The 24,039-nt window shown below is 64.1% G+C and carries 25 protein-coding genes; 16 read left to right on the plus strand and 9 right to left on the minus strand.

Annotated elements, in window-relative coordinates:
• Positions 1 to 679, minus strand: a 679-nt coding sequence (gene groEL, locus AOQ71_RS01465; RefSeq protein WP_157083323.1) for a chaperonin GroEL, incomplete at its 3' end; no start/stop codon positions are given.
• Positions 680 to 725: 46 nt separating this feature from the next.
• A complete protein-coding gene (locus tag AOQ71_RS01470) occupies positions 726 to 1,040 on the minus strand; it encodes a co-chaperone GroES (RefSeq protein ID WP_057740880.1) in 315 nt (104 codons plus the stop codon).
• Positions 1,041 to 1,438: 398 nt separating this feature from the next.
• On the opposite strand from AOQ71_RS01470, the gene AOQ71_RS01475 reads away from it, so the two are divergent.
• The 4 genes from AOQ71_RS01475 to AOQ71_RS46910 all read left to right on the plus strand — a co-directional run bounded on the left by AOQ71_RS01475 (position 1,439) and on the right by AOQ71_RS46910 (position 3,931).
• On the plus strand, positions 1,439 to 1,726 hold the full coding sequence (locus AOQ71_RS01475) for an usg protein (protein ID WP_057740882.1): 288 nt from the start codon (positions 1,439 to 1,441) through the stop codon (positions 1,724 to 1,726).
• Positions 1,727 to 1,892: 166 nt separating this feature from the next.
• On the plus strand, positions 1,893 to 2,420 hold the full coding sequence (locus tag AOQ71_RS01480; RefSeq protein ID WP_057740884.1) for a cupin domain-containing protein: 528 nt from the start codon (positions 1,893 to 1,895) through the stop codon (positions 2,418 to 2,420).
• Positions 2,421 to 2,474: 54 nt separating this feature from the next.
• Positions 2,475 to 3,407 (plus strand): rhomboid family intramembrane serine protease, encoded by a 933-nt coding sequence (locus AOQ71_RS46905; RefSeq protein ID WP_245316614.1) that lies wholly within the window; start codon positions 2,475 to 2,477, stop codon positions 3,405 to 3,407.
• A gap of 92 nt (positions 3,408 to 3,499) precedes the next feature.
• Positions 3,500 to 3,931: a hypothetical protein gene (locus tag AOQ71_RS46910; RefSeq protein WP_245316615.1), complete on the plus strand. Its 432-nt coding sequence runs from the start codon at positions 3,500 to 3,502 to the stop codon at positions 3,929 to 3,931.
• Between the two features lie 92 nt (positions 3,932 to 4,023).
• On the opposite strand, the gene AOQ71_RS01490 is transcribed toward AOQ71_RS46910, so the two are convergent.
• Entirely contained in the window at positions 4,024 to 5,274 is a 1,251-nt protein-coding gene (locus tag AOQ71_RS01490; protein WP_057740886.1) for a NupC/NupG family nucleoside CNT transporter, read from the minus strand.
• 158 nt (positions 5,275 to 5,432) lie between these two features.
• On the opposite strand from AOQ71_RS01490, the gene AOQ71_RS01495 reads away from it, so the two are divergent.
• The 7 genes from AOQ71_RS01495 (at position 5,433) to AOQ71_RS01525 (ending at position 13,612) form a co-directional block, all read left to right on the plus strand.
• Positions 5,433 to 6,671 (plus strand): MFS transporter, encoded by a 1,239-nt coding sequence (locus AOQ71_RS01495; RefSeq protein WP_057740953.1) that lies wholly within the window; start codon positions 5,433 to 5,435, stop codon positions 6,669 to 6,671.
• Between the two features lie 201 nt (positions 6,672 to 6,872).
• A complete protein-coding gene (locus AOQ71_RS01500; protein WP_057740888.1) occupies positions 6,873 to 7,757 on the plus strand; it encodes a helix-turn-helix domain-containing protein in 885 nt (294 codons plus the stop codon).
• 217 nt (positions 7,758 to 7,974) lie between these two features.
• Positions 7,975 to 9,048 (plus strand): ABC transporter substrate-binding protein, encoded by a 1,074-nt coding sequence (locus AOQ71_RS01505; RefSeq protein WP_057740890.1) that lies wholly within the window; start codon positions 7,975 to 7,977, stop codon positions 9,046 to 9,048.
• A gap of 62 nt (positions 9,049 to 9,110) precedes the next feature.
• Positions 9,111 to 9,935 carry an ATP-binding cassette domain-containing protein gene (locus tag AOQ71_RS01510; protein WP_057740892.1) on the plus strand — a complete coding sequence of 275 codons (825 nt, stop codon included), beginning with the start codon at positions 9,111 to 9,113 and terminating at the stop codon, positions 9,933 to 9,935.
• Positions 9,932 to 11,188 carry a sugar ABC transporter permease gene (locus AOQ71_RS01515; RefSeq protein ID WP_057740894.1) on the plus strand — a complete coding sequence of 419 codons (1,257 nt, stop codon included), beginning with the start codon at positions 9,932 to 9,934 and terminating at the stop codon, positions 11,186 to 11,188. Before AOQ71_RS01510 ends, AOQ71_RS01515 begins: the two co-directional genes overlap by 4 nt.
• A gap of 25 nt (positions 11,189 to 11,213) precedes the next feature.
• Complete coding sequence (locus tag AOQ71_RS01520; RefSeq protein ID WP_057740896.1) at positions 11,214 to 11,942, plus strand: SDR family oxidoreductase; 729 nt, start codon at positions 11,214 to 11,216, stop codon at positions 11,940 to 11,942.
• 50 nt (positions 11,943 to 11,992) lie between these two features.
• Positions 11,993 to 13,612: an FGGY-family carbohydrate kinase gene (locus AOQ71_RS01525; protein ID WP_057740955.1), complete on the plus strand. Its 1,620-nt coding sequence runs from the start codon at positions 11,993 to 11,995 to the stop codon at positions 13,610 to 13,612.
• A gap of 110 nt (positions 13,613 to 13,722) precedes the next feature.
• Here the strand turns inward: AOQ71_RS01525 and AOQ71_RS01530 are convergent, their stop codons facing one another.
• The 5 genes from AOQ71_RS01530 to AOQ71_RS01550 all read right to left on the minus strand — a co-directional run bounded on the left by AOQ71_RS01530 (position 13,723) and on the right by AOQ71_RS01550 (position 18,776).
• A complete protein-coding gene (locus AOQ71_RS01530) occupies positions 13,723 to 14,481 on the minus strand; it encodes an SDR family oxidoreductase (RefSeq protein WP_057740898.1) in 759 nt (252 codons plus the stop codon).
• A gap of 25 nt (positions 14,482 to 14,506) precedes the next feature.
• Entirely contained in the window at positions 14,507 to 15,265 is a 759-nt protein-coding gene (locus tag AOQ71_RS01535) for a proteasome-type protease (RefSeq protein ID WP_057740901.1), read from the minus strand.
• A gap of 189 nt (positions 15,266 to 15,454) precedes the next feature.
• Positions 15,455 to 16,303, minus strand: coding sequence for a transglutaminase family protein (locus tag AOQ71_RS01540; protein ID WP_057740957.1), 849 nt, complete (start codon positions 16,301 to 16,303; stop codon positions 15,455 to 15,457).
• Positions 16,304 to 16,408: 105 nt separating this feature from the next.
• Positions 16,409 to 17,353: an alpha-E domain-containing protein gene (locus AOQ71_RS01545; RefSeq protein ID WP_057740903.1), complete on the minus strand. Its 945-nt coding sequence runs from the start codon at positions 17,351 to 17,353 to the stop codon at positions 16,409 to 16,411.
• Positions 17,354 to 17,357: 4 nt separating this feature from the next.
• The gene (locus tag AOQ71_RS01550) at positions 17,358 to 18,776 is read right to left on the minus strand and encodes a circularly permuted type 2 ATP-grasp protein (protein ID WP_057740905.1); all 1,419 of its coding nucleotides are present in this window, start codon (positions 18,774 to 18,776) and stop codon (positions 17,358 to 17,360) included.
• A 277-nt stretch (positions 18,777 to 19,053) separates the two neighbouring features.
• On the opposite strand from AOQ71_RS01550, the gene AOQ71_RS01555 reads away from it, so the two are divergent.
• From AOQ71_RS01555 to AOQ71_RS01565, 3 genes are all read left to right on the plus strand, one after another.
• Complete coding sequence (locus AOQ71_RS01555) at positions 19,054 to 19,791, plus strand: competence/damage-inducible protein A (protein ID WP_057740907.1); 738 nt, start codon at positions 19,054 to 19,056, stop codon at positions 19,789 to 19,791.
• 32 nt (positions 19,792 to 19,823) lie between these two features.
• Positions 19,824 to 20,351 carry a xanthine phosphoribosyltransferase gene (gene gpt / locus AOQ71_RS01560; protein ID WP_057740910.1) on the plus strand — a complete coding sequence of 176 codons (528 nt, stop codon included), beginning with the start codon at positions 19,824 to 19,826 and terminating at the stop codon, positions 20,349 to 20,351.
• 100 nt (positions 20,352 to 20,451) lie between these two features.
• Positions 20,452 to 21,069, plus strand: a complete 618-nt coding sequence (locus AOQ71_RS01565; protein WP_057740959.1) for a hypothetical protein — start codon at positions 20,452 to 20,454, stop codon at positions 21,067 to 21,069.
• A gap of 117 nt (positions 21,070 to 21,186) precedes the next feature.
• Here the strand turns inward: AOQ71_RS01565 and AOQ71_RS01570 are convergent, their stop codons facing one another.
• The gene (locus AOQ71_RS01570; protein WP_057740912.1) at positions 21,187 to 22,209 is read right to left on the minus strand and encodes a methionine synthase; all 1,023 of its coding nucleotides are present in this window, start codon (positions 22,207 to 22,209) and stop codon (positions 21,187 to 21,189) included.
• Positions 22,210 to 22,428: 219 nt separating this feature from the next.
• On the opposite strand from AOQ71_RS01570, the gene AOQ71_RS01575 reads away from it, so the two are divergent.
• Together AOQ71_RS01575 and AOQ71_RS01580 are read left to right on the plus strand one after the other, a co-directional pair.
• The gene (locus AOQ71_RS01575; RefSeq protein WP_057740914.1) at positions 22,429 to 23,037 is read left to right on the plus strand and encodes a 2-hydroxychromene-2-carboxylate isomerase; all 609 of its coding nucleotides are present in this window, start codon (positions 22,429 to 22,431) and stop codon (positions 23,035 to 23,037) included.
• On the plus strand, positions 23,037 to 24,014 hold the full coding sequence (locus tag AOQ71_RS01580) for an NADPH:quinone oxidoreductase family protein (RefSeq protein WP_057740916.1): 978 nt from the start codon (positions 23,037 to 23,039) through the stop codon (positions 24,012 to 24,014). Before AOQ71_RS01575 ends, AOQ71_RS01580 begins: the two co-directional genes overlap by 1 nt.
• Positions 24,015 to 24,039 lie beyond the last annotated feature (25 nt).

Raw genomic sequence — 24,039 nt, forward strand, 5'->3', positions numbered from 1 at the left:
GCTTCTTCTCGTTGATGAGGATGTAGGCGTCGTCCATCTCAACGCGCATCTTGTCGGCGTTGGTGACGAAGTAGGGCGAGATGTAGCCGCGATCGAACTGCATGCCCTCGACGACGTCGAGCTCGGTCTCGAGCGACTTGGCTTCCTCGACGGTGATGACACCCTCGTTGCCGACCTTCTTCATGGCGTCGGAGAGGAACTTGCCGATCTCCTGGTCGCCGTTCGCCGAGATGGTGCCGACCTGGGCGATCTCGTCGTTCGAGGTGACCTTCTTGGAGTTCTTCTGCAGGTCCGCAACCACGGCCTCGACCGCGAGGTCGATACCGCGCTTGAGGTCCATCGGGTTCATGCCGGCGGCAACCGACTTGGCGCCTTCCTTCACGATCGCCTGGGCCAGCACGGTGGCGGTGGTGGTGCCGTCGCCGGCCGCGTCAGCGGACTTGGAGGCGACTTCGCGCACCATCTGCGCGCCCATGTTCTCGAACTTGTCCTCGAGCTCGATCTCCTTGGCGACGGTGACGCCGTCCTTGGTGATGCGGGGAGCGCCGAACGACTTGTCGAGCACGACGTTGCGGCCCTTCGGGCCGAGCGTGACCTTCACCGCGTTGGCGAGAACGTCGACGCCGCGCAGCATCTTGTCGCGCGCTTCAACCGCGAATTTGACTTCTTTGGCTGCCATCTGGAATTTTCCTTAGGAATGTTGATTGGAGGGAGGAGAGGGGCTCTTAAGCCGCCTTCTTCTTGGACTCGGTGACTTCGAGAACGCCCATCACGTCGCTCTCCTTCATGATCAGCAGGTCCTGGCCGTCGATCTTGACTTCGGTGCCGGACCACTTGCCGAACAGCACGCGGTCGCCGACCTTCAGGTCGATCGGAACCAGCTTGCCGGCCTCGTCGCGGCCACCCGGGCCGACAGCGACGACTTCACCCTGGGAGGGCTTTTCCTTGGCAGTGTCGGGAATGATGATGCCGCCGGCGGTCTTCTCTTCTGCGTCGATGCGCTTGACCACGACGCGGTCGTGAAGCGGACGGAATTTCATGCAGTCCTCCTAAGCATTTGCACGAGTTGAGGATTTCAAGATGTTAGCAGTCTGCGCCAGCGAGTGCCAGCACAGGTGCAGCTGAAATAGGACAGGAATTTTGCGGGGGCAAGGGCTTCTAGCAGAAAATTCGGCACTCTGAAGGCCCAAGTGCCAGAAACCTTTCCCATCGTTAACCGATTTCGGAGCACCTTCGAGGGTGCCGCGGTGCCCCGTATTAGCACGGTGCCCGCTCTGCTGCTAACGCATTGAATTTCAACAGCTTGTTAAACTTTTGGGCTTGAGATGGATTGTCAGTTTGCGTCACATTTCTCTCATGTGAGCGCATCGTTTCCGGGTGGCTCCCGGGGCACGGATCAAGCCACCCCCTGTATGCGCTCCTGCAAAGGAGGTTTGGCATGGGACTGCGCGTTGGGGGCGTTTCCGAGGACTTCAGGAAACAGATGCTGGGCTACGGGCTGACAACGGCCCAAATTCTCTACCGGATGCCGGATCATCCGTCATTGCTCCAGACTTACGTCTGGCAGAACTACGACATGTTCCCGAAATTCCCGGCGCTGGTCGATTTCCTGGCGTTCTGGACCGAGAAGCTCGACGGCCCGCTGCATTCGGTGACCGTCGCGCACTCCAAGCTGATCAAGCCGGCCGAGCTGCGCGCCGTGGACGGCGTGTTCCGGTTGAATTGAGATAGAGCACCGCTCTTGTAGGGTGGGCAAAGGCGCGCCCTTCGCGCGCCGTGCCCACCATCTCTCTCCGTGATCGCATGCAGAACGTGGGCACGCTTCGCTTTGCCCACCCTACGAAACTTGTTCCATGCTAGCCTCTCGTCATAACAACAACGGGAGGCCGCCCATGGCCAAGACAACAAAATCGCGCAGCGCAGCCCAGACTGTGGGGAAGAAACGAAGCGCCGCCAAGTCCGCCGCACGATCTTCCGCGCGCAAGGTGGTGAAATCAAAAGCCCGCACGGCCGCTGCGAAAAAACCCGCCCGCCCCAAGCAGCGCATCGCCATCAGCCATCACCGCGAGGAAGATTTCAAAGCCGACGGCCTGCGCGCCTACGCCAAGTACCGCGATCTCGGCATCGCCAACGCGACCCACGGCCTCGCGCAAGCGCACGTGATCCGCCTGCAAGGCCCCTGCGATCCCGCCGAGGTGTCGAAACTGCACTTCCATGACGTCGACTTCCAGATGGTCTATGTGCTCAAGGGCTGGGTGAAGACCTACATGGATGGGCAAGGCGAGACGATGATGCAGCAAGGCAGCGCCTGGACCCAGCCGCCGAAGATCAAGCACATGATTTTGGATTATTCCGACGATGTGGAGCTGCTGGAAGTGATCCTGCCTGCGGAGTTCAAGACGGTGGAGCTGAAGGCGTAGGCACTCTCTCTCCACGCGGCAATGACGGCGGAGAAAACTTGCTTCGTAGCCCGGATGGAGCGGAGCGAAATCCGGGAAAGCCTCTCCGCGGCGAAGCTGGTCCCGGATTGCGCTGCGCTCCATCCGGGCTACGGCATCGCGGCGATCCCTAAAAAGCCCCCGATCCGCGAAACCCAGCCGTTACCAGTTCGCCGGTTTCACCTACCCGCAGCGCGGCCGCTAACCCGATCGCAAATATCCCTGGCGTCAACTCAGAGCTGTGAACATGCGGGACATGCATTCATGGCGACCAACACCTTTGGCCGGCGCGGCGTCGTGGCGCCACCTTCGAGAGCCTCGTTTCAATCCGTCGCCGCGCCGGCCGCTCCCGCGGTCATGCGGGACGACGATGAGTCCGCGAGTGAGAGCTCGCTTTTTCGCGACAACAAGTTTCTCTCCGATATCCCTTTCCTCACAATCGGCCTGATTTTCTGTCTGATGGTGATCTTCGCGCTGCAACGGAGTCTCGCCGTCGACATTGGGCGGGACGGCTCACTCGATGTCCGCTCGCTGATTGCACAGGGCGCGTCCGGCTACGATCTGGTTGTCGGGAAAAACGAGTGGTGGCGGATTGGCCTTGCGCCGCTTCTGCATGGCAGCCAGTGGCACCTCATAGGCAATTGCGTTGCGCTGTTCATCGTCGGCGTCAGGCTGGAGAGCCTGATCGGCCGTGGCTGGTTTTCGCTGATCTTTGTTGCCAGTGCGCTGGCCGGCGAGGCCGGCTCGCTGCTGGGCAATGGCTCGGGCACGGTCGGCGTCGGCGCGTCAGGCGCCATTACCGGGCTCATCGCCGCGCTGTTCGTTGCGAGCTTCGAGCCCGAGGCGGACGCCGAGACGACGATGTCGCGACTGAAGACGTCGCTCTTCTTCGGTGTCCGGCACTGCTGCCGCTGGCCTTTGGCGCCTCCGGCAACGTCAACTATTATGCGCATGCAGGCGGTGCGGTAGCCGGTGGCGCGCTTGCCATCACGCCGTGGATCGCTTTCTGGTCCTATGACAGCCTGCCGCGAAGCGCTGGCATGGTGTTGCTCGGAGGATTTGTGGGATCCCTGATTTGCGCCGGCTTCGCCGCCATTCACTATCGGTCCTACATGGCCGATGCCGGGCAGTATATCCGCGCCTCGGAAATGCCGGCGGGCACGCGCGAGATGGCCGGCCGTTCCGCTGATTTCGTCAACCGCTATCCGAAGGACCCGCGCGCTCACCTGTTCCGTGCGATTTACTTCGCTGAACGGAACAGCCTCAGTGCCGCCGAGGCGGAAGTGCAAACCGCGATGTCGCTCGCTGCGTCGGATGTGGCGGGCGGTCCGGTGCGATCGGTGGCGCGGGCCTTGCTGGCGCAATTGCTGCTCGCGCGGGGACGGACCACCGAGGCGAAGGCCAGGCGGCCGAGGTGTGCCGCGCCAAGCTGGGTGACGTGCGACGGCTCCTGGAGCAGTCGAAATTGTGCGGTGAGAAAGGGTAGTTCGTAGGTTCGTAGCCCGGATGGAGCGAAGCGAAATCCGGGGTGCCTGCAACGGAGATACGTTCCCGGATTGCGCTCCGCTCCATCCGGGCTACGGCATCACGTCAACACCCCGACGATCGCCCCCATCAGGCACGTCGTCAGCGTCCCCGATACGATCGACTTCAACCCCAGCGCGTTGATCTCCTCGCGCCGTTCCGGCGCCATCACGCCGAGGCCGCCGATCATGATGCCGAGGCTGGCGAAATTGGCGAAGCCGCACATCGCATAGAGCATGATCAGGCGCGAGCGCGGATCGAGCGTGTCGGGCGGCAGCTTCGAGAAGTCGACATAGGCGACGAGCTCGTTGAGCACGGTCTTGGTGCCCATCAGGCTGCCGGCGGTGATCGCCTGGTCCCAGGGCAGTCCCATCAGCCAGCACACCGGCGCCATGATCAATCCCAGCACCCGCTGCAGCGAGATCGCGGCGCCCCCCACGGCAGGCAATAGCCCCAGCACCGCATTGGCGAGATAGACCAGCGCCACCAGCACCAGCAGCATCGCGACGATGTTGATCAACAGCTCGATGCCGGCGCTGGTGCCCTTCACGATCGCATCCATGGTGCCGGAGACCGCCATCTCCGGATCCTCGAGCGATCCGCCGGTGCGCTTGTCCGACGTCTCAGGGATCATGATCAGGCTGACCAGGATCGCGGCCGGCGCGCCCAGCACGGAGGCGATGACGAAATGCGCGGCTGCGTCAGGAATGAGAGGCGCAAGCAGCGTCGCATAGAGCACCAGCACGGTGCCGGCGATGCCGGCCATGCCGCCGGTCATCACCAGAAACAATTCGCTGCGCGACATCTGCGAAAGATACGGCCGCACGAACAGCGGCGCCTCGACCATGCCGAGGAAGATGTTGGCGGCGGTGGAGAGCCCGACCGCGCCGCCGACGCCCAGCGTGCGCTCCAGCAGCCAGGCCATGCCGCGCACAACAGGCGGCAGCACCCGCCAGTAGAACAGCAGCGTCGTCAGCACGCTCATGACCAGCACGATCGGCAGCGCCTGGAACGCCAGGATGAAATCGGCGCCCGGCACCTTCAGCTCGAAGGGCAGGGTGCCGCCGCCGACATAGCCGAACACGAAGGAGGAGCCGGCGCGCGAGGCCGCCGAGATGGCGCCGACCGCGTCGTTGATGGCCCCGAAAGCGTGCGCCACCAAAGGTACCTTCAAAAGCACGATCGCGGTGACGAAGGTGACGACGAGGCCGATCAGCGCCTGGCGCAACGAGACCGCGCGGCGATTCTCCGCGAGTGCGAAGGCGATCAGCAGCAATGCGAAAACGCCGAGTGTCGATTGCAGCCGCAGCATGATGTCCCCAAACCCTCAATCATTATGGCCGCGCCTGCGTTGCAAACGCAATGCCGGGAATGGTGCGGGCCGTCCTGCTGTTGACATCCGGGTCCCGGTCAGCCACCCCCGGCGCGTCGATATCAAGGGCCGATCATCCGCGCGTGACCGAACAGGCGATGCCAGAGCAGTCAGGATCCGTCAGTCCGCCGGCCACCGCCGGTGAGCTCCTCCGCCATCCCGCCTTCCTGTTCTTCCTGCTCGCCCGCAGCCTGTCGCGCTTCTCCAGCCAGATCGCGGCGGTCGCGATCGGCTGGCAGATCTATGATCTCACCGGCTCGGCCTTCGACCTCGGCATGGTCGGGCTGGTGCAATTCGCGCCCACCGCGCTTTTGGTGTTCGTCGCCGGCCATGCCGCCGACCGTTTCGAGCGCAAGCGCGTGGTCCAGCTCTGCCAGCTCGTGGAGGCCGCCACCGCGCTCTATCTCGCTGTCCTCACCTATCTCGGCGCGGTCAGCGAAGTGCAGATATTCATCGCGACCTTCGTGCTCGGCATTGCCGGCGCCTTCGAGAGCCCGACCACCGCGGCGCTGCTGCCGCTGATCGCGCCGCAGGGCTCGCTCCAGCGTGCGACGGCGGTCGCGAGCGGGGCGGCTCAGGTCGCGACCATCACCGGGCCTGCGCTCGGCGGCTTTACCTACGCGATCGCACCGCATCTCGCCTACACAATGATGCTGCTGTTCTGGATCTTCGGGATGATCCTGACCGGCTTCATCCAGCCGCGTCCGCAGGCCGTCGCCAGGCAAGGAACGGACGAGGACAATATCTTTGCCGGCGTCCGCTTTATCAGGAGCAATCCGGCGATCCTCGGCACCATCTCGCTCGACCTGTTCGCCGTGCTGTTCGGCGGCGTCACCGCGCTGTTGCCGATCTATGCCCGCGACATCCTCCAGACCGGCCCGGTCGGGCTCGGCGTGCTCCGGGCTGCGCCCGCGGTCGGCGCGCTGCTGATGACCATGGTGCTGGCGCGCCACGCCATCTCCAGGCATGTCGGCCTGCGCATGTTCCAGGCGGTGATCGTGTTCGGCATCGCCACGATCGTGTTCGCGCTGTCGTCCTGGATGTGGCTGTCGGTGTTGTCGCTCGCGATCCTCGGCGCTGCCGACACGATCAGCGTCGTGATCCGCTTCTCGCTGGTGCAGCTGGCGACCCCCGACGAGATGCGCGGCCGCGTCGGCGCCGTCAACTTCCTGTTCATCAACGCCTCGAACCAGCTCGGCCAGTTCGAGAGCGGCCTGACGGCAGCACTGTTCGGCGCCATGCCGGCGGCCGTGCTCGGCGGCGTCTGCACGGTTGCCGTGGCGCTGCTCTGGATGAAGCTGTTTCCGAGCCTGCGGAAGGTGGAGAACCTGGAGTAGGGAAGCCCGTCGGAGCTTGAAGGCATATTGCAGCGCCCACCGAACGAATGTCAAAAGAGTATCGGTTCAGCATCTGAATCGTGGTGGCGGCAGCGGCGGTCACCCGATACGGTTTCGAGCAATAGAGAGAGCTGAGCCAAATTCAGCCATCGGGTCGAGCCCAGACGTTTACAAACCGGGCCGGCCCAGGAGGGAACGGATATGGAACCAGACCTGGAAGTCGTCCAGATTCGGCGCGGCGAGTCGTTCAAGGCTTGGTCGCACGGGTATCCCTTCCACACGGTCAGGTGGCACTTTCATCCGGAATACGAAATCCATCAGGTCGTCGCGACCAGCGGTCGCTACTTCGTTGGCGATTTCATCGGCCAGTTCGAGCCGGGCAACCTCGTGCTCACGGGACCCAACTTGCCGCATAATTGGGTGAGCGACCTGCCGGCGGACATGACCATCCCGCTGCGCGGACGCATCATCCAGTTCAGCGAAGAATTCATCGGCGACACGATGAGGCTGATGCCTGAGCTGTCGGGTCTCGGCGCGCTGCTGGAATCCTCCCGGCGCGGCGTCCTTTTTGCCAGCAGCACGAGCAAGGAGCTTGCCCCGCTGATGGAGGAGATCGTGGCGGCGAAGGGCGTGCGCCGGATCGAACTTTTCATGATGATCCTGGGGACGCTCTCCCGCGCCCGTGGTGCACTGCCGCTGTCCAGCCCGAACTATTTGCCCGATCCGTCCGGCTACATGTCGGCGGGGATGAACAAGGCGCTCGCCTTCATCCGCGAGAACCTCACGCAGCCGTTCAGCGAAGCCGATCTCGCCGCGATCGCGGGCCAGTCGCAAAGCGCGTTCTCTCGCTCGTTCCGCCGGCACACGGGGATGTCGCTGGTGCAATATGTTAAGCGGCTCCGCATCAATCTCGCCTGCCAGATCCTGATGAGCGACGAACACGCGTCCATCACCGACATCTGCTTCCAGGTCGGCTTCAACAATCTCTCCAATTTCAATCGCCAGTTCCTGGCCGAGAAGGGCATGCCGCCTTCGCGCTTCAGGCGGTTGCTGGCGGACAACATCAACGCGGCACGCGCCGCCTAACCGGGAGGAGCAAGGGAGGAGGACGATTACGGGAAGAATGACGCTGGCGCGCCGATGGCGGCCTGCGAAGGAGATCGTCTGTCCGAAAATTCCGCGTGGCTTCGGAGGCTATCGGCGCTGACCGCCGTTCTCATCCGGCTGCGGAAGCAGGGATGGCTTGTCTCCAAGACATCAACGAGCAGCACTTTAACACCCAGTTTCCGAAAGGGAAGTCCGAATGACAAAGCCCTCGCTCAAGACTATTTGCTCGGCCGCTCTCGCCCTGTCGCTACTCGGCGCAACGGCCATGTCCTCGCGTGCCGCGGAGGTGAAGGATGCGACCGTCGCGTTCCTGATGCCCGACCAGGCCTCAACCCGCTACGAACAGCACGACTATCCAGGCTTTGCTGCCGAGATGAAGAAGCTCTGCGCCAGCTGCAAGGTCGTCTACCAGAATGCCAGTGCGGACGCCGCGCGCCAGCAACAGCAGTTCAACTCGGTGATCTCGCAGGGCGCCAAGGTGATCGTGCTCGATCCGGTCGACTCGGCCGCCGCCGCTTCGCTGGTGAAGATGGCACAGTCCCAGGGCATCAAGGTGATCGCCTATGATCGCCCGATCCCGGACGCCAAGGCCGACTTCTACGTCTCCTTCGACAATGAAGGCATCGGCAAGGCCATCTCGGAATCGCTGGTCAAGCATCTGAAGGACGCCAAGGTCACGCCGAAGGAAGGTGAGGGCGTGCTCCAGATCAACGGATCGCCTACCGATGCCGCCGCGGGGCTCATCAAGAAGGGCATCCACGCGGGCCTGGACAACAGCGGCTATCCGATCCTCGCCGAATACGACACGCCCGACTGGGCGCCGCCCAAGGCGCAGCAATGGGCAAGCGGCCAGGTCACCCGCTTCGGCAAGAAGATCCTTGGCGTCGTCGCTGCCAACGACGGTACGGGCGGTGGCGCGATTGCCGCGCTCAAGGCCGCCGGTGTCGAGCCGGTGCCACCGGTGACCGGCAACGATGCGACGATCGCCGCGCTTCAGCTCATCATCGCCGGCGATCAGTACAACACGATCTCCAAGCCCAGCGAGATCGTTGCAGCCGCCGCGGCCCAGGCGGCGGTAGAGTTCCTCTCGGGCGGCACGCCCAAGCCGGAAACCACGCTCTTTAATACGCCATCAAAGTTGTTCATTCCGGCTGTCGTGACCGAGCAGAACCTGAAGGCGGAGATCATCGACAAGAAGATCCAGACCGCCGATCAGCTCTGCACCGGCCGATATGCAGCCGGATGCAAGAAGCTCGGCATCACGCAGTGAGCGAAGCAGCGTCCCGGCCGCTCAATGCGGCCGGGACGAACGAAGAGAAAGCGTAAGCGGACATGTCCACGATTCCGGATGTCGACCACCCGCAGGAGGGGCCAGGCAAACTGGTGCTGAGGCTTCGCGGCATTTCGAAGAATTTCGGCGCGGTGTCCGCCCTTGCCGATGTCGACCTCGACGTCCATGCCGGCGAGGTCGTGGCGCTTGTCGGTGACAACGGCGCCGGGAAGTCCACGCTGGTGAAGATTCTGGCCGGCGTCCACCAGCCTACGTCTGGGACGATCGACTTCGATGGCGAACAGGTCGTCCTGTCCGATCCGGCCACGGCGCTCGGCCTGGGCATCGCGACCGTCTTCCAGGATCTGGCGCTCTGCGAGAACCTCGACGTGGTCGCCAATATCTTCCTCGGCCGCGAGCTCAATCCTGTCAGGCTCGATGAGGTGTCCATGGAGATCCGGGCCTGGACGTTGCTCAACGAATTGTCGGCCCGCATTCCGAGCGTGCGCGAACCCGTCGCGTCGCTGTCTGGCGGGCAGCGCCAGACCGTGGCGATCGCGCGCTCGCTGCTGACCGAGCCGAAGCTCATTCTGCTCGACGAGCCGACCGCAGCGCTCGGTGTCGCGCAGACCGCAGAGGTGCTCGACCTGATCGAGCGCGTGCGCGCCCGCGGCCTCGGTGTCATCGTGATCAGTCACAACATGGAGGACGTGCGCGCCGTTGCCGACCGCATCGTGGTGCTGCGCCTCGGCCGCAACAACGGCGAGTTCGGACCCGATGTGTCCAACCAGGATCTCGTCACGGCCATCACGGGGGCCGACGAGAATTCGGTCTCCCGGCGTGCCAGCCGACGCGGCGCGGAGCCGTCGCGGGAGGTGCTGATATGACCGACGACACGCAACGGGTCTCGACCGCGCGGTTGCTGGACCGTCGCGACGAGCGCGTCGCGCATGCTGCTACGCTCCGCGGCACGATCGGCGCCTTTGTCAACCGCGTGCGGTCGGGCGACCTCGGCTCTCTGCCGGTGGTGGTCGGCCTCTTGATCATCTGCACCGCATTCCAGAGCCTCAACCCGGTCTTCCTGGCGCCTGACAATCTGGTCAATCTGCTGTTCGATTGCTCGACCGTAGGCGTCATCTCGCTCGGCATCGTTTGTATCCTGATGGTCGGCGAGATCGACCTCTCTGTCGGCTCGGTGAGCGGCTTCTCCTCTGCGTTGATCGGCGTGCTCTGGGTCAACCAGGATTGGCCCGTGGCGGTGGCTGTTATCACGGCGCTGGTGCTGGGCGCCTCGATCGGCGCCCTCTATGCCTTCCTGTTCAATCGGCTGGGTATGCCGAGCTTCGTCTCGACGCTGTCAGGCCTGTTGGCATGGCTCGGCCTGCAACTCTATCTGCTCGGCTCGTCCGGCTCGATCAACCTTCCCTATGGATCGCCGCTGGTCAATTTTGGGCAGATGCTGGTCATGCCGCCGATCGTATCCTACACGCTGGCGGCACTTGCCGGCGTGGTCGTGTTCGCGGCCGGCTACCGCATGGCCGCGCGCAGGCGCGCGGCGGGACTGTCTGCAAGCACGCTCGGCCACCTCCTGCTCAAGGCTGCGCTTGTCATCATCGTGCTCGAATTCATCGTCTACTATCTCAATCTCGCGCGTGGCGTCCCGTGGATGTTCGGCCTGTTCGTCGGCTTGTGCGTGGTCATGAACTACGCGCTGAAGCGGACCAAATGGGGCCGCTCGATGAGCGCGGTCGGAGGCAATCGCGAGGCCGCCCGTCGTGCCGGCATCAATGTTCGCCGGATCTATGCAAGCGCCTTCATGCTGTGCTCCACGCTCGCGGCCGCCGGCGGTATCCTCGCCGCCGCCAGGCTCGCATCGTCCAGCCAGCAGGCTGGCACGGGCGACGTGAACCTCAACGCCATCGCAGCCGCGGTCATCGGCGGCACCAGCCTGTTTGGGGGGCGCGGCAGCGCCTATTCCGCACTGCTCGGCATCATCGTCATCCAGTCGATTGCCAGCGGCCTCACGCTGCTCGATCTCTCTTCGTCGCTCCGGTACATGATCACCGGCGCCGTGCTAGCCGTTGCGGTCATCGTCGACTCGCTCGCACGACGCTCGCGTGTCTCTCATGGCCGAGCCTAAACAAACTCCAACAAGAGGACCGACCGTGGGCCAGGAACTTGCAGGAAAAGTTGCCGCCATCACCGGTGCCGCCTCTGGCATCGGTCTCGAATGCGCCAGGACGATGATCGAATCTGGTGCGCGTGTCGTGCTGGTCGATCGGGCAGAGGAGGCGCTGAACAAGGTCTGTTCCGAGCTTGGCGAGAACGCGATCCCGCTGCGTATCGACCTCACTGATCATGCGAGCATGGCATGCATGATGCCGCAAGTGCTGGAAAAAGCGGGCCGGCTCGACATCTTCCATGCCAATGCCGGTACCTATGTCGGCGGCGAGGTGCTTGGCGGCGACCCCGAGGCGTGGGACCGCATGCTCAACCTCAACGTCAACGCGCTGTTTCGCTCCATCCACGCGGTGCTGCCGCACATGGTAGAGCGCAAGAGCGGTGACATCATCGTCACCAGTTCGATCGCCGGTCTCGTTCCCGTCGTCTGGGAGCCGATCTACACCGCCTCGAAACATGCCGTGCAGGCCTTTGTCCATACCGTGCGTCGGCAGGTCGCGAAATATGGCCTGCGCGTCGGCGCCGTGGCGCCGGGCCCGGTCGTGACCGCGCTCATCAGCGACTGGCCGAAGGAGAAGCTCGACGCAGAGATGGCGGCAGGGGGCCTCATCCAGCCCACGGAAGTAGCGCAGGCGGTGCTCTTCATGTTGACCCGTCCGAGAAACGTCACGATCCGCGATCTCGTGATCCTGCCGCAGAGCAACGATCTATAGCGCTTCCGCATCTGCGATCCGAACGTTGCTTCATGGTGAGGGTCTCCGCGATGACGCGTCATTTTCTGGGTATCGACGTCGGCACGGGCAGTGCGCGAGCCGGAATCTTCGATCGCTCCGGCAGGCTTGTCGCCACCGACAGGGCCGACATCACGCTTTGGCGCGAGGCTGGCGATATTGTCGAGCAATCGAGCGAGGACGTCTGGCGCGCCGTATGCCGCAGCGTGCGCGGCGCGGTCGGAAAGGCCGGCATCGCGCCTGACAGTATTGCCGGAATTGGTTTTGACGCGACCTGCTCGCTGGTGGTGCTAGGCAGTGGCGGCGCGCCGCTTGCCGTGGGTCCGTCCGGCGATCCGGCCCGCAATATCATCGTATGGATGGACCACCGCGCCGTCGATCAAGCGCGCCGGATCAACCGCACTGGCGCGAAAGTTTTGGACTATGTCGGGGGGACGATCTCACCCGAGATGGAGACGCCGAAACTGCTATGGCTTGCCGAGAACATGCCGCGCAGCTTTGCGGACGCCTGGCAGTTCCTGGACCTGACCGATTTCCTGACCTGGCGCGCAACCGGGAGCCTTGCTCGCTCCACCTGCACCGTCACGTGCAAGTGGACTTATCTCGGCCACGAAGACCGCTGGGACGCCGACTTCTTTCGTGCGGTCGGGCTCGGCTCGCTGGCAGACGAGCAGTTTCGTCGGATCGGCACCGAGATCGTGCCCGGCGGGACACGGCTCGGCGCCGGCCTGACGGCGGAGGCCGCGAGCGACCTTGGCCTGACGTCGGGCACATCAGTTGCGGCAGGTCTCATCGACGCCCATGCCGGCGGTGTCGGCACGGTAGGCGCCCGCGGAGCTGCCGGGACGGTACTCACGCGCATGGCCTACGTGTTCGGAACGTCCGCCTGCACCATGACAACAACGACGGAGCCGACGTTCGTTCCCGGCGTTTGGGGGCCTTATTTCTCGGCCATGGTGCCGCGCCTATGGCTCAATGAGGGCGGACAGTCAGTCGCCGGTGCAGCCATTGACCATCTCATCCAGATGCATCCCTATTCCGCGCAGGCCACAGAGGCGGCAGGTCGGGATCAGCGGTTGCCCTCCGACTGGCTCGCTTCGGAAGTGGAGGTGCGCGGCGGTGCGGGGATGATCAAGGAATTGGTCGGCGAACTTCATGTCGTGCCGGAATTTCTCGGCAACCGCGCGCCCTTCGCCGATCCCGATGCGCGCGCGCTGATCGCTGGACTGGATATGCGCGCGGACCTGGAGAGCTTGCTCGCCCTCTATCTTGCCGGCCTGTGCGGCCTTGGTTACGGCGCGAGGCAGATCGTGCGCGCCCAGCACGACAAAGGCATCGCCATCGATACGATCGTCGTCAGCGGAGGCGCGGCCCAGAGCCGCCTCGTGCGGCAGGTGCTCGCCGATACGACCGGCTTGACCGTTGCTGCTTCGGCATCCCCCGAGCCCGTGTTGCTCGGCTCCGCGATGCTGGGGGCGGTTGCGTCCGGCGATCACGTGAGCGTTGCCGAGGCGATGGAGGCGATGTCGGCTCTGGGAGAAATACATACGCCCCACGCAGCCCTGGCAGGCTGGAACGAGAAGCGCTTCGCAGCCTTCGAGGCCTTGCAGCAGGTCGGCCGATCAATCCGTGCGGCGCGGGCGGATGTTTGAGCGCCCGCAACGACGATTGTTGAGATAGCGCGCGGACTTGCGTCGCGTCACCCCGGCAGGAGACGCTTTCCGGCGTCTACTGTGCATGGGGTTGTTTTCGCAGTTTGGCGCTAGCCCCGCCCGACGAACGGCATCTTGGTCGCCATGACGGTCATGAACAGCACGTTGGCGTCGAGCGGCAGGCCGGCCATGTAGGCGACGGCATCGCCGACCGCCTTCGCGTCCATGCGCGGCTCGTGCTTGGTGGTGCCGTCCGGCTGCAGCACGCCGGGGCCGTTGACCATGCGATCGGTCATCGGGGTCGCGGCATTGCCGATGTCGACCTGGCCGACCGCGATGTCATACATGCGGCCGTCGAGGTTGCTGGCCTTGGTGAGACCGGTGATGGCGTGCTTGGTCGAGGTGTAGGCCGCCGAGAACGGCCGCGGCGCATGCGCCGAGATAGAGCCGTTGTTGATGATGCGGCCGCCCCGCGGGCTCTGGTCCTTCATGATGCGGAAGGCGTGCTGGGTGCACAGGAACGGACCGGTGAGGTTGGTGTTCACCACCGCCTGCCACTGCTCGAGGCTGAGGTCCTCGAAATTGACGGCGGGTGCGCCCATGCCGGCATTGTTGAACAGCACGTCGAGGCGGCCGTAGGTCGCCTTCACCTTGTCGAACAGCGCGGCGATGGAGTCAGGCTTGGTCATGTCGGCGGTGACGCAGAGGCTCTTGCCCGCGGGGCCGAGCTTGGCGGTCTCCTCGAGCATCTCCAGGCGGCGGCCGGCGAGCACCACGGTGAAGCCGGTGTTCATCAGCGCCAGTGCCGCCGCGCGTCCGACACCGGTGCCTGCGCCCGTCACCAGGGCGATCTTTTTTGCTTCACTCATCGTTTCCTGCCTTTTGTTTCTGTTGTCAGGTTTTGGGTTCTTTTTCGTTCTTGTAAGGCGGCCGCGGAATGTTCTGGTGCGCGGCGCGCAAGGCCGCCGACCAGCGCGAGCGCAGGTCGTGGAAATAGGGCTCGCCCGCCTCGATGCGGTGGTTGAGATCGGCCTCGCAGGCGTCCGTGCGCACCACCAGCACGTCGATGGGAAGGCCGACGCCGAGATTCGAGCGCATGGTCGAATCCATCGAGATCAGGCCGGTCTTCAGCGCCTCGTAGAGCTCGACGTCGTAATGCATGGCGCGGTCAAGCACCGGCTTGCCGTATTTGTGCTCGCCGATCTGCAAGTAGGGCGTGTCGGTGGTGCATTCGATGAAATTGCCGGCGGTGTAGACCATGAACAGGCGCATGCGCGCGCCCTTGATCTGGCCGCCGAACAGGAAGGAGACGTCGAACGAGACGTCCTCGGACTTCAGCGCCGGCCCTTCGGTCGCGTGCACGGCCCGGATCGCCCGGCCGATACGCTGGGCGGCCTGGAACATGGTCGGCGCGTTCATCAGCGTCTCGATCTCGCCCGTGTTGGGGTCTTCGAGGCCTTCGGTCAGCGTGGACAGCACCGACTGGCTGATGGCGAGGTTGCCGGCACTGGCGATCGCCATGATGCGGTCGCCGGGCTTGGAGAAGATATGCAGCTTGCGGAAGGTCGAGACATTGTCGAGGCCGGCATTGGTGCGGGTGTCGGCGATCATCACCAGACCGTCCCGAACCAGGATTCCGCAGCAATAGGTCATTTCCAGTCCCCGAACGCGTTTGCGCGGACTTACTAGCCAATTTCGCCGCCCGCTCCAACCCCCGATTCCCCGGGGATGGCTGTCATTCCGGGGCGCACGTAAGCGCGAAATCCGGAATCCATCTCTCCTCTAACTCCGCGGCCCGATGGATTCCGGGTTCGATGCATCGCATCGCCCCGGAATGACAATCTATCCCTGCCGCTGCGACTGTGATTGCGACTGCCCGCCGCGGCCGGCCTGCTCGACCTTGACTGCGACGGTCAGCGTCTCCGCGCCGCCGCCGTAACGGGTGCCGCGCACGGGGGCCGCGCCGAGATAGTCGAGCCCGATTGCGACGCGGACATGGGCATCGGTCGTGCAGATGCTGTTGGCGGGATCGAAGCCGACCCAGCCGAGATCAGGAACATAGGCTTCAGCCCAGGCGTGGCCGGCGTCCTGATGCACGGTGCCGTCGGAGCGCAGGAAATGCCCGGACACGAAGCGCGCCGGCACCCCGCCGGTGCGGGCGCAGGCGATGAAGATATGCGCATAATCCTGGCAGACGCCGCGCTTCAGCGTGAATGCTTCGGCGGCCGAGGTGCCGCTGTTGGTCGGATCCTCGTCGAAAGTCATGTGATCGCTGATCTCGCTCATCAGCGTGTGCAGGAAGCCGAGCGTGTCGCTCTCGGCCTCGCTGCGCAACTGACGCGCGACCGCCGCCATCGCCGGGTTGACGGTCGTCAGGTCGGTGGTGCGCAGGAACATGTCGGTGGGAAAGCGCTCGTCGGCACCGCGCAGCACCCCGCCGGTATCGTGGGTTTCGATCAGACCTTCGGCGGTGATCTGGATGTCGCTGACGGGCCCGCAGGACAGCACATGGGTGACGTTGCCGAACGCGTCCTCGTGCATGTCGAGCTTGGTGTCGGTGGAGACGTCGATCTGCCATTCCGCCACATATTGCCCGTCATGGCTGCACGGGGTCATGCGCAGGATCTGGATCACGCTCGTCGCCGCCGGCTCGTAGCGATAGGTCGTGGTGTGCTGGATTCGCAGGCGCATGGTGGACCGCTTTTCTTGCGTCATTCCGGGGCGGTGCGCAGCACCGAACCCGGAATCTCGAGATTCCGGGTTCGCCCTTCGGGCGCCCCGGAATGACGGCGTATGTCAAATCAAATACTGCTTCGTGATGATTTCGCCCAGCCTGGAATTGTCCGCGATGAATTCCTGAATGAATTCATGCACGCCATGCTGGAAAATGTCGTTCATGTTGCTGTGTTCGAGCCGGTTGCGGATGCCGCGGGCGTGGCGCTGGGCCGGGCCCTGGCGGCCATAGGCGACGCCGATCTGGTCGAGATTGCGCACGAGATTCTCGTAGCAGCTCGCCAGCGAGCGCGGCAGCGTGCCGTTGAGGATGAGCAGGTCCGCGACCAGCCACGGCTTCAGCGTCTCGCGATAGACCCAGTGATAGGCCGTTAGCGCCGAGACCGAGCGCAGGATCGAGCTCCACTGATAAAAGTCGAGCGGACCGCCGACATGCTCCTCCTCCGGCAGCAGCACGTGATACTTCACGTCGAGAATGCGCGCGGTGTTGTCGGCGCGCTCCAGATGCAGGCCGAGGCGGGAGAACCAGTAGGCGTCGTTGCGCAGCATCGTCCGGTAGGCCGAGCCGTCGAAGCGCAGCGAGGTCTCCTGCACGAAGCGCAGGAACTTTGCGAGCTCTTCGCGGGTCGAGGTGCCCTTGCTCCAGACCTCCTGCAACTCGATCCAGGCCGAGTTGATGGTGTCCCACATCTCGCTGGTCAGCGCCGTGCGCACCGAGCGCGAATTCAGCCGCGCCGCCTCGATGCAGTTCCTGATCGAAGAGGGGTTGTCGGCCGAGAACGAGAGGTAGTCGACGACGTTGTGCTCGTTGGCTTCCTCATGGGTCTGATAGAAGCTCTCCGCGACGCCGGCGGTGAGCAGCGCGGAATCCCATTCGTTGGTCTTGCCGATATAGGTGGCGGGAAGGGCCGTGACGCGCAGGGTCGCATCGATGGTGCGTGCGAGATATTCGGCCCGTTCGACATAGCGGGCGAGCCAATAGAGGTTTTCGGCGGTACGCGACAGCATCTCTCTACTCGTCCAGAATCCAGGTGTCTTTGGTACCGCCGCCCTGGCTCGAATTCACTACGAGCGAGCCTTCCTTCAGCGCCACACGCGTCAGCCCGCCCGGCACGATGGTCGTGCTCTTGCTGCCGGTCAGCACGAAGGGGCGAAGGTCGACATGGCGCGGGGCAAGGCCGGAGGCCGTGCAGGTCGGGCAGGTCGAGAGCGCCAACGTCGGCTGCGCGATAAAGCCTTCCGGCTCGCGCTTCAGCTTCTCGCGGAAGGCCTCGATCGTCGCCTTGGTGGCGGCGGGGCCGATCAGCATGCCGTAGCCGCCTGAGCCGTGCACCTCCTTGACGACGAGCTCGCTGAGATTGTCCAGCACATAGGCCAGATCTTTCGGCTCGCGGCAGCGCCAGGTCGGCACGTTCTTCAGGATCGGCTCCTCGCCGAGATAGAATTTCACGATGTCGGGCATGTAGGAGTAGATCGCCTTGTCGTCGGCGATGCCGGTGCCGACCGCGTTGGCGAGCGTGATGTTGCCGGCCGCGTAGGCCGACATCAATCCAGGTACGCCGAGAACGGAGTCCGGGCGGAAGGTGAGGGGGTCGATGAAATCGTCGTCGACGCGGCGATAGATCACGTCGACACGTTTCAGCCCTTCCGTCGTCCGCATGAACACTTCGTTGTTCCTGACGACGAGGTCGCGGCCTTCGACGAGCTCGACGCCGAGCTTGTCGGCAAGGAAGGAGTGCTCGTAATAGGCGGAGTTGTAGACGCCCGGCGTGAGCAGCGCGACCGTCGGCTCGCTCGAAGCGCTGTGCGGTGCGACCGAGCGCAGCGCGGCGAGCAGCTCATCCGGATAACGCTCGACCGGCGCCACCCTGTGGCGGGCGAACAGATCCGGAAACAGCCGCATCATGATCTCGCGGTTTTCCAGCATGTAGGACACACCCGAGGGCGTGCGCGCATTGTCCTCAAGCACGATGAAGTCTTCGGCGTCGACCCGGACGATGTCGATGCCGGCGATGTGCACGTAGACGTCGTGCGGCACCTGCTGGCCGTTCATCTCCGGACGGAAGACCGGATTCTGGAAGATCAGATCCTCGGGCACGACCTCGGCGCGAAGGATGTCGCGGCCGTGATAGATGTCGCGCAGGAACATGTTCAGCGCCTTGACGCGCTGCTTCAATCCCTTTTCCAGCACCGTCCATTCCCTGCCGGACATGATGCGCGGGATCACGTCGAACGGGATCAGGCGCTCGGTGGATTCGGAGTCCCCGTAGACGGCGAAGGTGATGCCGATCCGGCGGAACAGGAGCTCGGCCTCCTGGCGGCGATATTCGAGCGCCTCGGGAGGCGTCTCCTTGAGCCAGCGCGCCAGCTCCTGATAGGCGGGGCGAAGGTCCCCGCCGGGAATATTCATTTCATCAAACGCGACTGCCATAGATCCCGACTTGTCTCCGCAAGGCGTTGCGCCATGTGGCAGGTCGTCTGGCCTTGGTGAAGACCGCAACGTCCTGGCCATGCGGCAAGAGTGCATGACTTTCAGGTGGTAGCAAGGGGCGGGCCAGCGCGATAAGCATTGAGAGAGGGCATTTGCCGGGGCTAGTCGGCGGCCTGCCTGAAAAAATGGCTGAGGACTGCTTATTTCGGCAGCAAAAGCGCGTGACTTCAACGCGTTACCCCGGCAAATTCGGGACTACAGGTGAGGGACTTAAGGCATGAGCGAGATAGTCACGGCTGGCATTCTGGTCATCGGGGATGAAATCCTGTCCGGCCGAACCAAGGACAAGAATATCGGCTTCATCGCCGAATACCTGACCAATATCGGCATCGACCTGAAGGAAGTGCGGATCGTCTCCGACGACGAGGACGACATCATCGCAGCTCTGAATGCACTGCGGCATCGCTACACTTATGTCTTCACCACCGGCGGCATCGGGCCGACCCACGACGACATCACCGCCGACAGCGTCGCCAAGGCGTTCGGTGTCGGCATTGACCACCACCCCGAAGTGGTCGCCCGTTTCAGGGAGCGCTGGAGCGAGCAGGACCTCAACGAAGCCCGGCTGCGCATGGCCCGCATCCCCGATGGCGCCGAGCTGATCCAGAGCGCGACCATCCTCGCGCCCGGCTTCAAGATCGGCAATGTCATCGTCATGGCCGGGGTGCCCTCGATCATGCAGGCGATGATGGACATCGTCTCACCCAAATTAAAATCCGGTGTCCGCATGCTGTCCGAATCGGTCCGCGCCAACGCGCGGGAGGGCGATATCGGCAGCCCCTTAAGGGCCATCGCCGCCGCCCACCCCGACACCATCATCGGCAGCTATCCCTTCATGGACGAGGAGCAGAAGCCCAACACCAATCTGGTGGTGCGTTCGCGCGATGCGGATAAGCTCGCCGCAGCGATGGCGGCGGTGAAGGAAATGCTGGCGGGATTGAACGCCGCCCGGTAGCAAATGCCGGCAGACCAAAGCAGGAGACGACGATGGCTGGTGAAGCACCGGAACTGAGCGCGCAGGAGCGGGCAGGCAGGCCCTTTCCAGTGTCGTGGGACCAGTTCCACCGGGATTGCCGGGCACTGACCTGGCGGCTCAACGAGGTCGGGCCGTTCCACGCGGTGATCGCGATCACCCGCGGTGGCCTGGTGCCGGCGGCGATTGTGGCGCGCGAGCTAGGCGTGCGCGTGATCGATACGGTCTGCATCGCCAGCTACGATCATGACAAGCAGGGCGATCTCCAGGTCCTCAAGGGCATTTCCGAACAGGCGATGAAGCTTGGCGGCGGCACCGGCAAGGGGCTGTTGATTGTCGATGACCTCGTCGACACCGGCAAGACTGGCAAGCTGGTTCGCGAAATGCTGCCGGATGCGCATTTTGCCACCGTCTACGCCAAGCCGAAGGGCCGTCCGCTGGTCGACACCTTCATCACTGAGGTCTCGCAGGACACCTGGATCTTCTTCCCCTGGGACACCGCGCTGTCCTATCACCCCCCGCTTCGCGACGGTGCTGCGTGACCATCCCCGTCATTGCGAGCGAAGCGAAGCAATCCAGACTGCTTCCGTGGACGCATCTCTGGATTGCTTCGCTTCGCTCGCAATGACGCGCGGTGGGACCATGCCCCTGCAAAACCGCGTCACGCCGACCGGCGACATCATCGCAACGCCACACCGCGGAATGTTCACCGGCAATCGCGGCATCATCCATGATCCCGCGACCAAGACGCTTTTGAAGAAGCGCTGGTCGTCGCCGGCCTGGCTGACCTGCACCTGCGAATTCCGCGGCCGCCGCCGCGAGGTGATGGCGCAGCGCAGCTGGACCGAGCTGTTCTTCCTGGACGAGGCTACCGCGCTCGCCGCCGGGCATCGCCCCTGCTTCTATTGCCGCCGCGACGATGCCAATCGCTTCCGCGGCGCATGGGAGAAGGGCAACCGTGTGCACGATGTCCGCATGCACGACATCGACGCCGTGCTGCACCACGAGCGGCTCGATCACGGCAGGAAGCGGCTGCACGCCCTGCTGGCGCCGCTCGACCAATTGCCCGAGGGCGCGATGGTTCAGCAAAGCGAGGCCAGCTATCTCGTCACGCAGGGCAGGGTGCTAAAGTGGTCGCCGGCGGGATACTCTGCGGCGGAGCATTTCGCCGACGACGCAATGCTGCTCACGCCGCCGTCGACACTCCGCACGCTGCACGCCGGCTATCGGCCGGTGCTGCACCCCTCCGCGCAGGCCTAAAGCGTGATGAGATTGGGTTGAATCGTCTTCGCGCTTTAGCTCTTTGTTTGAGCATGATCTTTTCGGAAAACCGCTTCACACTTTTCCGGATCATGCTCTAGCGTCGAATCCTCGTCATCACCCCAGCTTCTCGCGCGCCAGCGCCGCGCCGGCGCCGAGCGCCATCAGCTTGGCTTCGGCGATCTCGCGCCGCATCGGCGCCATGCCGCAATTGGTGGTGGCGATGATGTTGCTCTTGGGCACGAATTTCGAGACAGCGTCGATCACTTGTACGACGTCCTCGGCGGTCTCCACCGTATCGCTGGCGACGTCGATGACGCCGGCCTGCACGATCTTGTTCTTCAGGAGCGCCAGCAGGTCGAGCGGCACTTTGGAATTGCGGCACTCGATTGCGACTTGCTGGATCGGGCTGGCGTCGATCGCCGGAAAGATCTGCTCGTACTGCCGCCACTGGCTGCCCAGCGTCTGCTTCCAGTCCGTGTTGGCCTTGATGCCGTAGCCGTAGCAGATGTGCACGGCGGTGGTGCAGGTGAGCCCTTGCGCGGCGCGCTCCAGCGCCTTGATGCCCCAGTCGTTGACCTCGTCCATGTAGACGTTGAAAGCCGGCTCGTCGAACTGCACCAGATCGACGCCGTCGGCGGCAAGCGCCTTGGCCTCCTCGTTCAAGAGCTCGGCAAAAGCGAAGGCCATCTTGACGCGGTCGCCATAGTAACGGTCCGCAATGGTATCGATGATCGTCATCGGACCGGGCAGGGTGAATTTCAGCTTCTTCTGGGTGTGCGTCCGCGCCACGCGCGCCTCCAAGTCGTGCACCCGCCCCTTGAGCCGCAGCGGCGCGACCACCTGCGGCACCATCGCCTTGTAGCGATCCTTGCGGATGCCCATCTCGACCTTGTGGGCGAAGTCGATGCCTTCGATCTTCTCCAGGAAGCCGTGCACGAAATGCTGCCGGGCCTGCTCGCCCTCGGTGACGATGTCGATGCCGGCGTCCTCCTGGACCTTGAGCCAGATCAGCGTCGCATCGCGCTTGGCACGTAGCAGCTCGTCGCCGCCAGATTTCCAGGGCGCCCAGAGCATGTTGGGCTCGGCGAGCCATTCCGGCTTCGGCAAGGAGCCGGCGATCGTGGTTGGAAACAGCATGGCGGCCCTCCCGGCGGGTTGTGTTGCGCCTCTTCCTGCCATGTCTTAACGTCGAGGTACAGAACAACAAAAGTCGCCCTCTATTCCACCGCTCTCTCCCCGTCATTGCGAGGAGCCCCTGCGACGCAATCCAGACTGGTTCCGCGGAAGGATTCTGGATTGCTTCGCTTCGCTCGCAATGACGAGGATGGAGCGCGACAAGACACAAGGAAACGCGCCATGATCGAATTCTTCTTCGACTGTTCCAGCCCCTGGACCTATCTCGCCTTCCATAACATCCAGCCGCTTGCGGAGGAGCTTGGGGCCGAGATCACCTGGAGACCGATCCTGGTCGGCGGCATCTTCAACACGGTCAACCCCAGCGTCTACGCGCAACGGGAGAAGCCGGTGCCGCTGAAGGCGCGCTACATGAAGAAGGATCTCGCCGACTGGGCGCGCTCGGCGGGGCTCTCGATCAAGATGCCGCCGACGATGTTCCCGGTAAACAGTGTGAAGGCGATGCGGGGCTGCATCTGGCTCGGAAAAGACATGGTGCCGTTCGCGACATCAGTGTTCGAGGCCTATTGGGGCAGCGACAAGGACATCTCACAGGACGCGGTGCTCGCCGAGATCTGCAGGAAAGTCGGCATCGACGAGCAGAAATTCTTTGCCGGCATCTCCGAGCAGGCGATCAAGGATCAGCTCAAGGCCAACACCGAGGAGGTCGTGGCCCGCGGCGGGTTCGGCTCGCCGACCATTTTTGTCAACAAGACCGACATGTACTTCGGCAACGACCGCCTGCCGCTGATCCGGGAGGCGCTGCTGCGCAGCAAGGCGAGCGCGGCCTGATGGTGCGCGCTGTCGTCTGCCGCACGCTCGGCGCGCCCGAAACGTTGCGACTGGAAGAGTTTCCATCGCGCGTCCTGAAGCCGGGCGAGGTGCGCGTCGCGATCCGCGCTGCGGGTCTGAACTTTCCTGATGTGCTGATGACCGCGGGCGAGTATCAGCTCAAGCCCGAGCTGCCGTTCACGCCCGGCGTGGAAGCTGCCGGCGATGTGACCGAGGTCGGCGCGGAGGCGAGGGGCGTCTCCGTCGGCGACAAGGTTATCGTGAAGATGCGTTACGGCGCTTTCACGGACGAAGCGGTGGTGACGCGTTCGCAACTCACGCCCATGCCGTCGACGTTCGACTACGCGGAAGCCGCGACCTATCTCGCCGGCCATGGCACCGCCTATCACGCGCTGATCGACCGCGGCCGGGTCGAGCGGGGCGAGGTGCTGCTGGTGCATGGCGCCGGCGGCGGCGTCGGCCTTGCCGCCGTCGAGATCGGCAAGATGCTCGGCGCAACCGTGATCGCGACGGCGTCCAGCGACGAGAAGCTGGCGATTGCGAAATCGCGCGGCGCCGATCATCTCGTCCGCTACGACCGCGAGCCGTTTCGCGATGCCGTCAAGCGCATCACCGACGGCCGCGGTGCCGATGTCGTGTTCGATCCCGTCGGCGGTCAGGTCTTTGAAGACTCGATGCGCTGCATGGCCTGGGGCGCACGGCTCCTGGTGATCGGCTTCACCGGCGGCATCGGTTCGGCCAAGACCAATCTCCTGCTGATCAAGGGCGCCAGCGTGCTCGGCGTCCGCGCGGGTGAAGCCGTGCGGAAAAACCCGGAGCTTGGCGAGATCAGGCTGAGGGCGCTGCTGCAATGGGCGGAGGAGGGCAAGCTGCGCCCCAACATCTCGCACCGCCTGCCGCTGGAGGATTGCGCCAAGGCGATGCGGCTGTTGCTCGACCGCAAGGCGATCGGGCGGGTGGCGCTGGTGATGGATTGACCTTCATCACTGTCATTCCGGGGCG

Source organism: Bradyrhizobium manausense (assembly GCF_001440035.1).
GTDB lineage: Bacteria > Pseudomonadota > Alphaproteobacteria > Rhizobiales > Xanthobacteraceae > Bradyrhizobium > Bradyrhizobium manausense.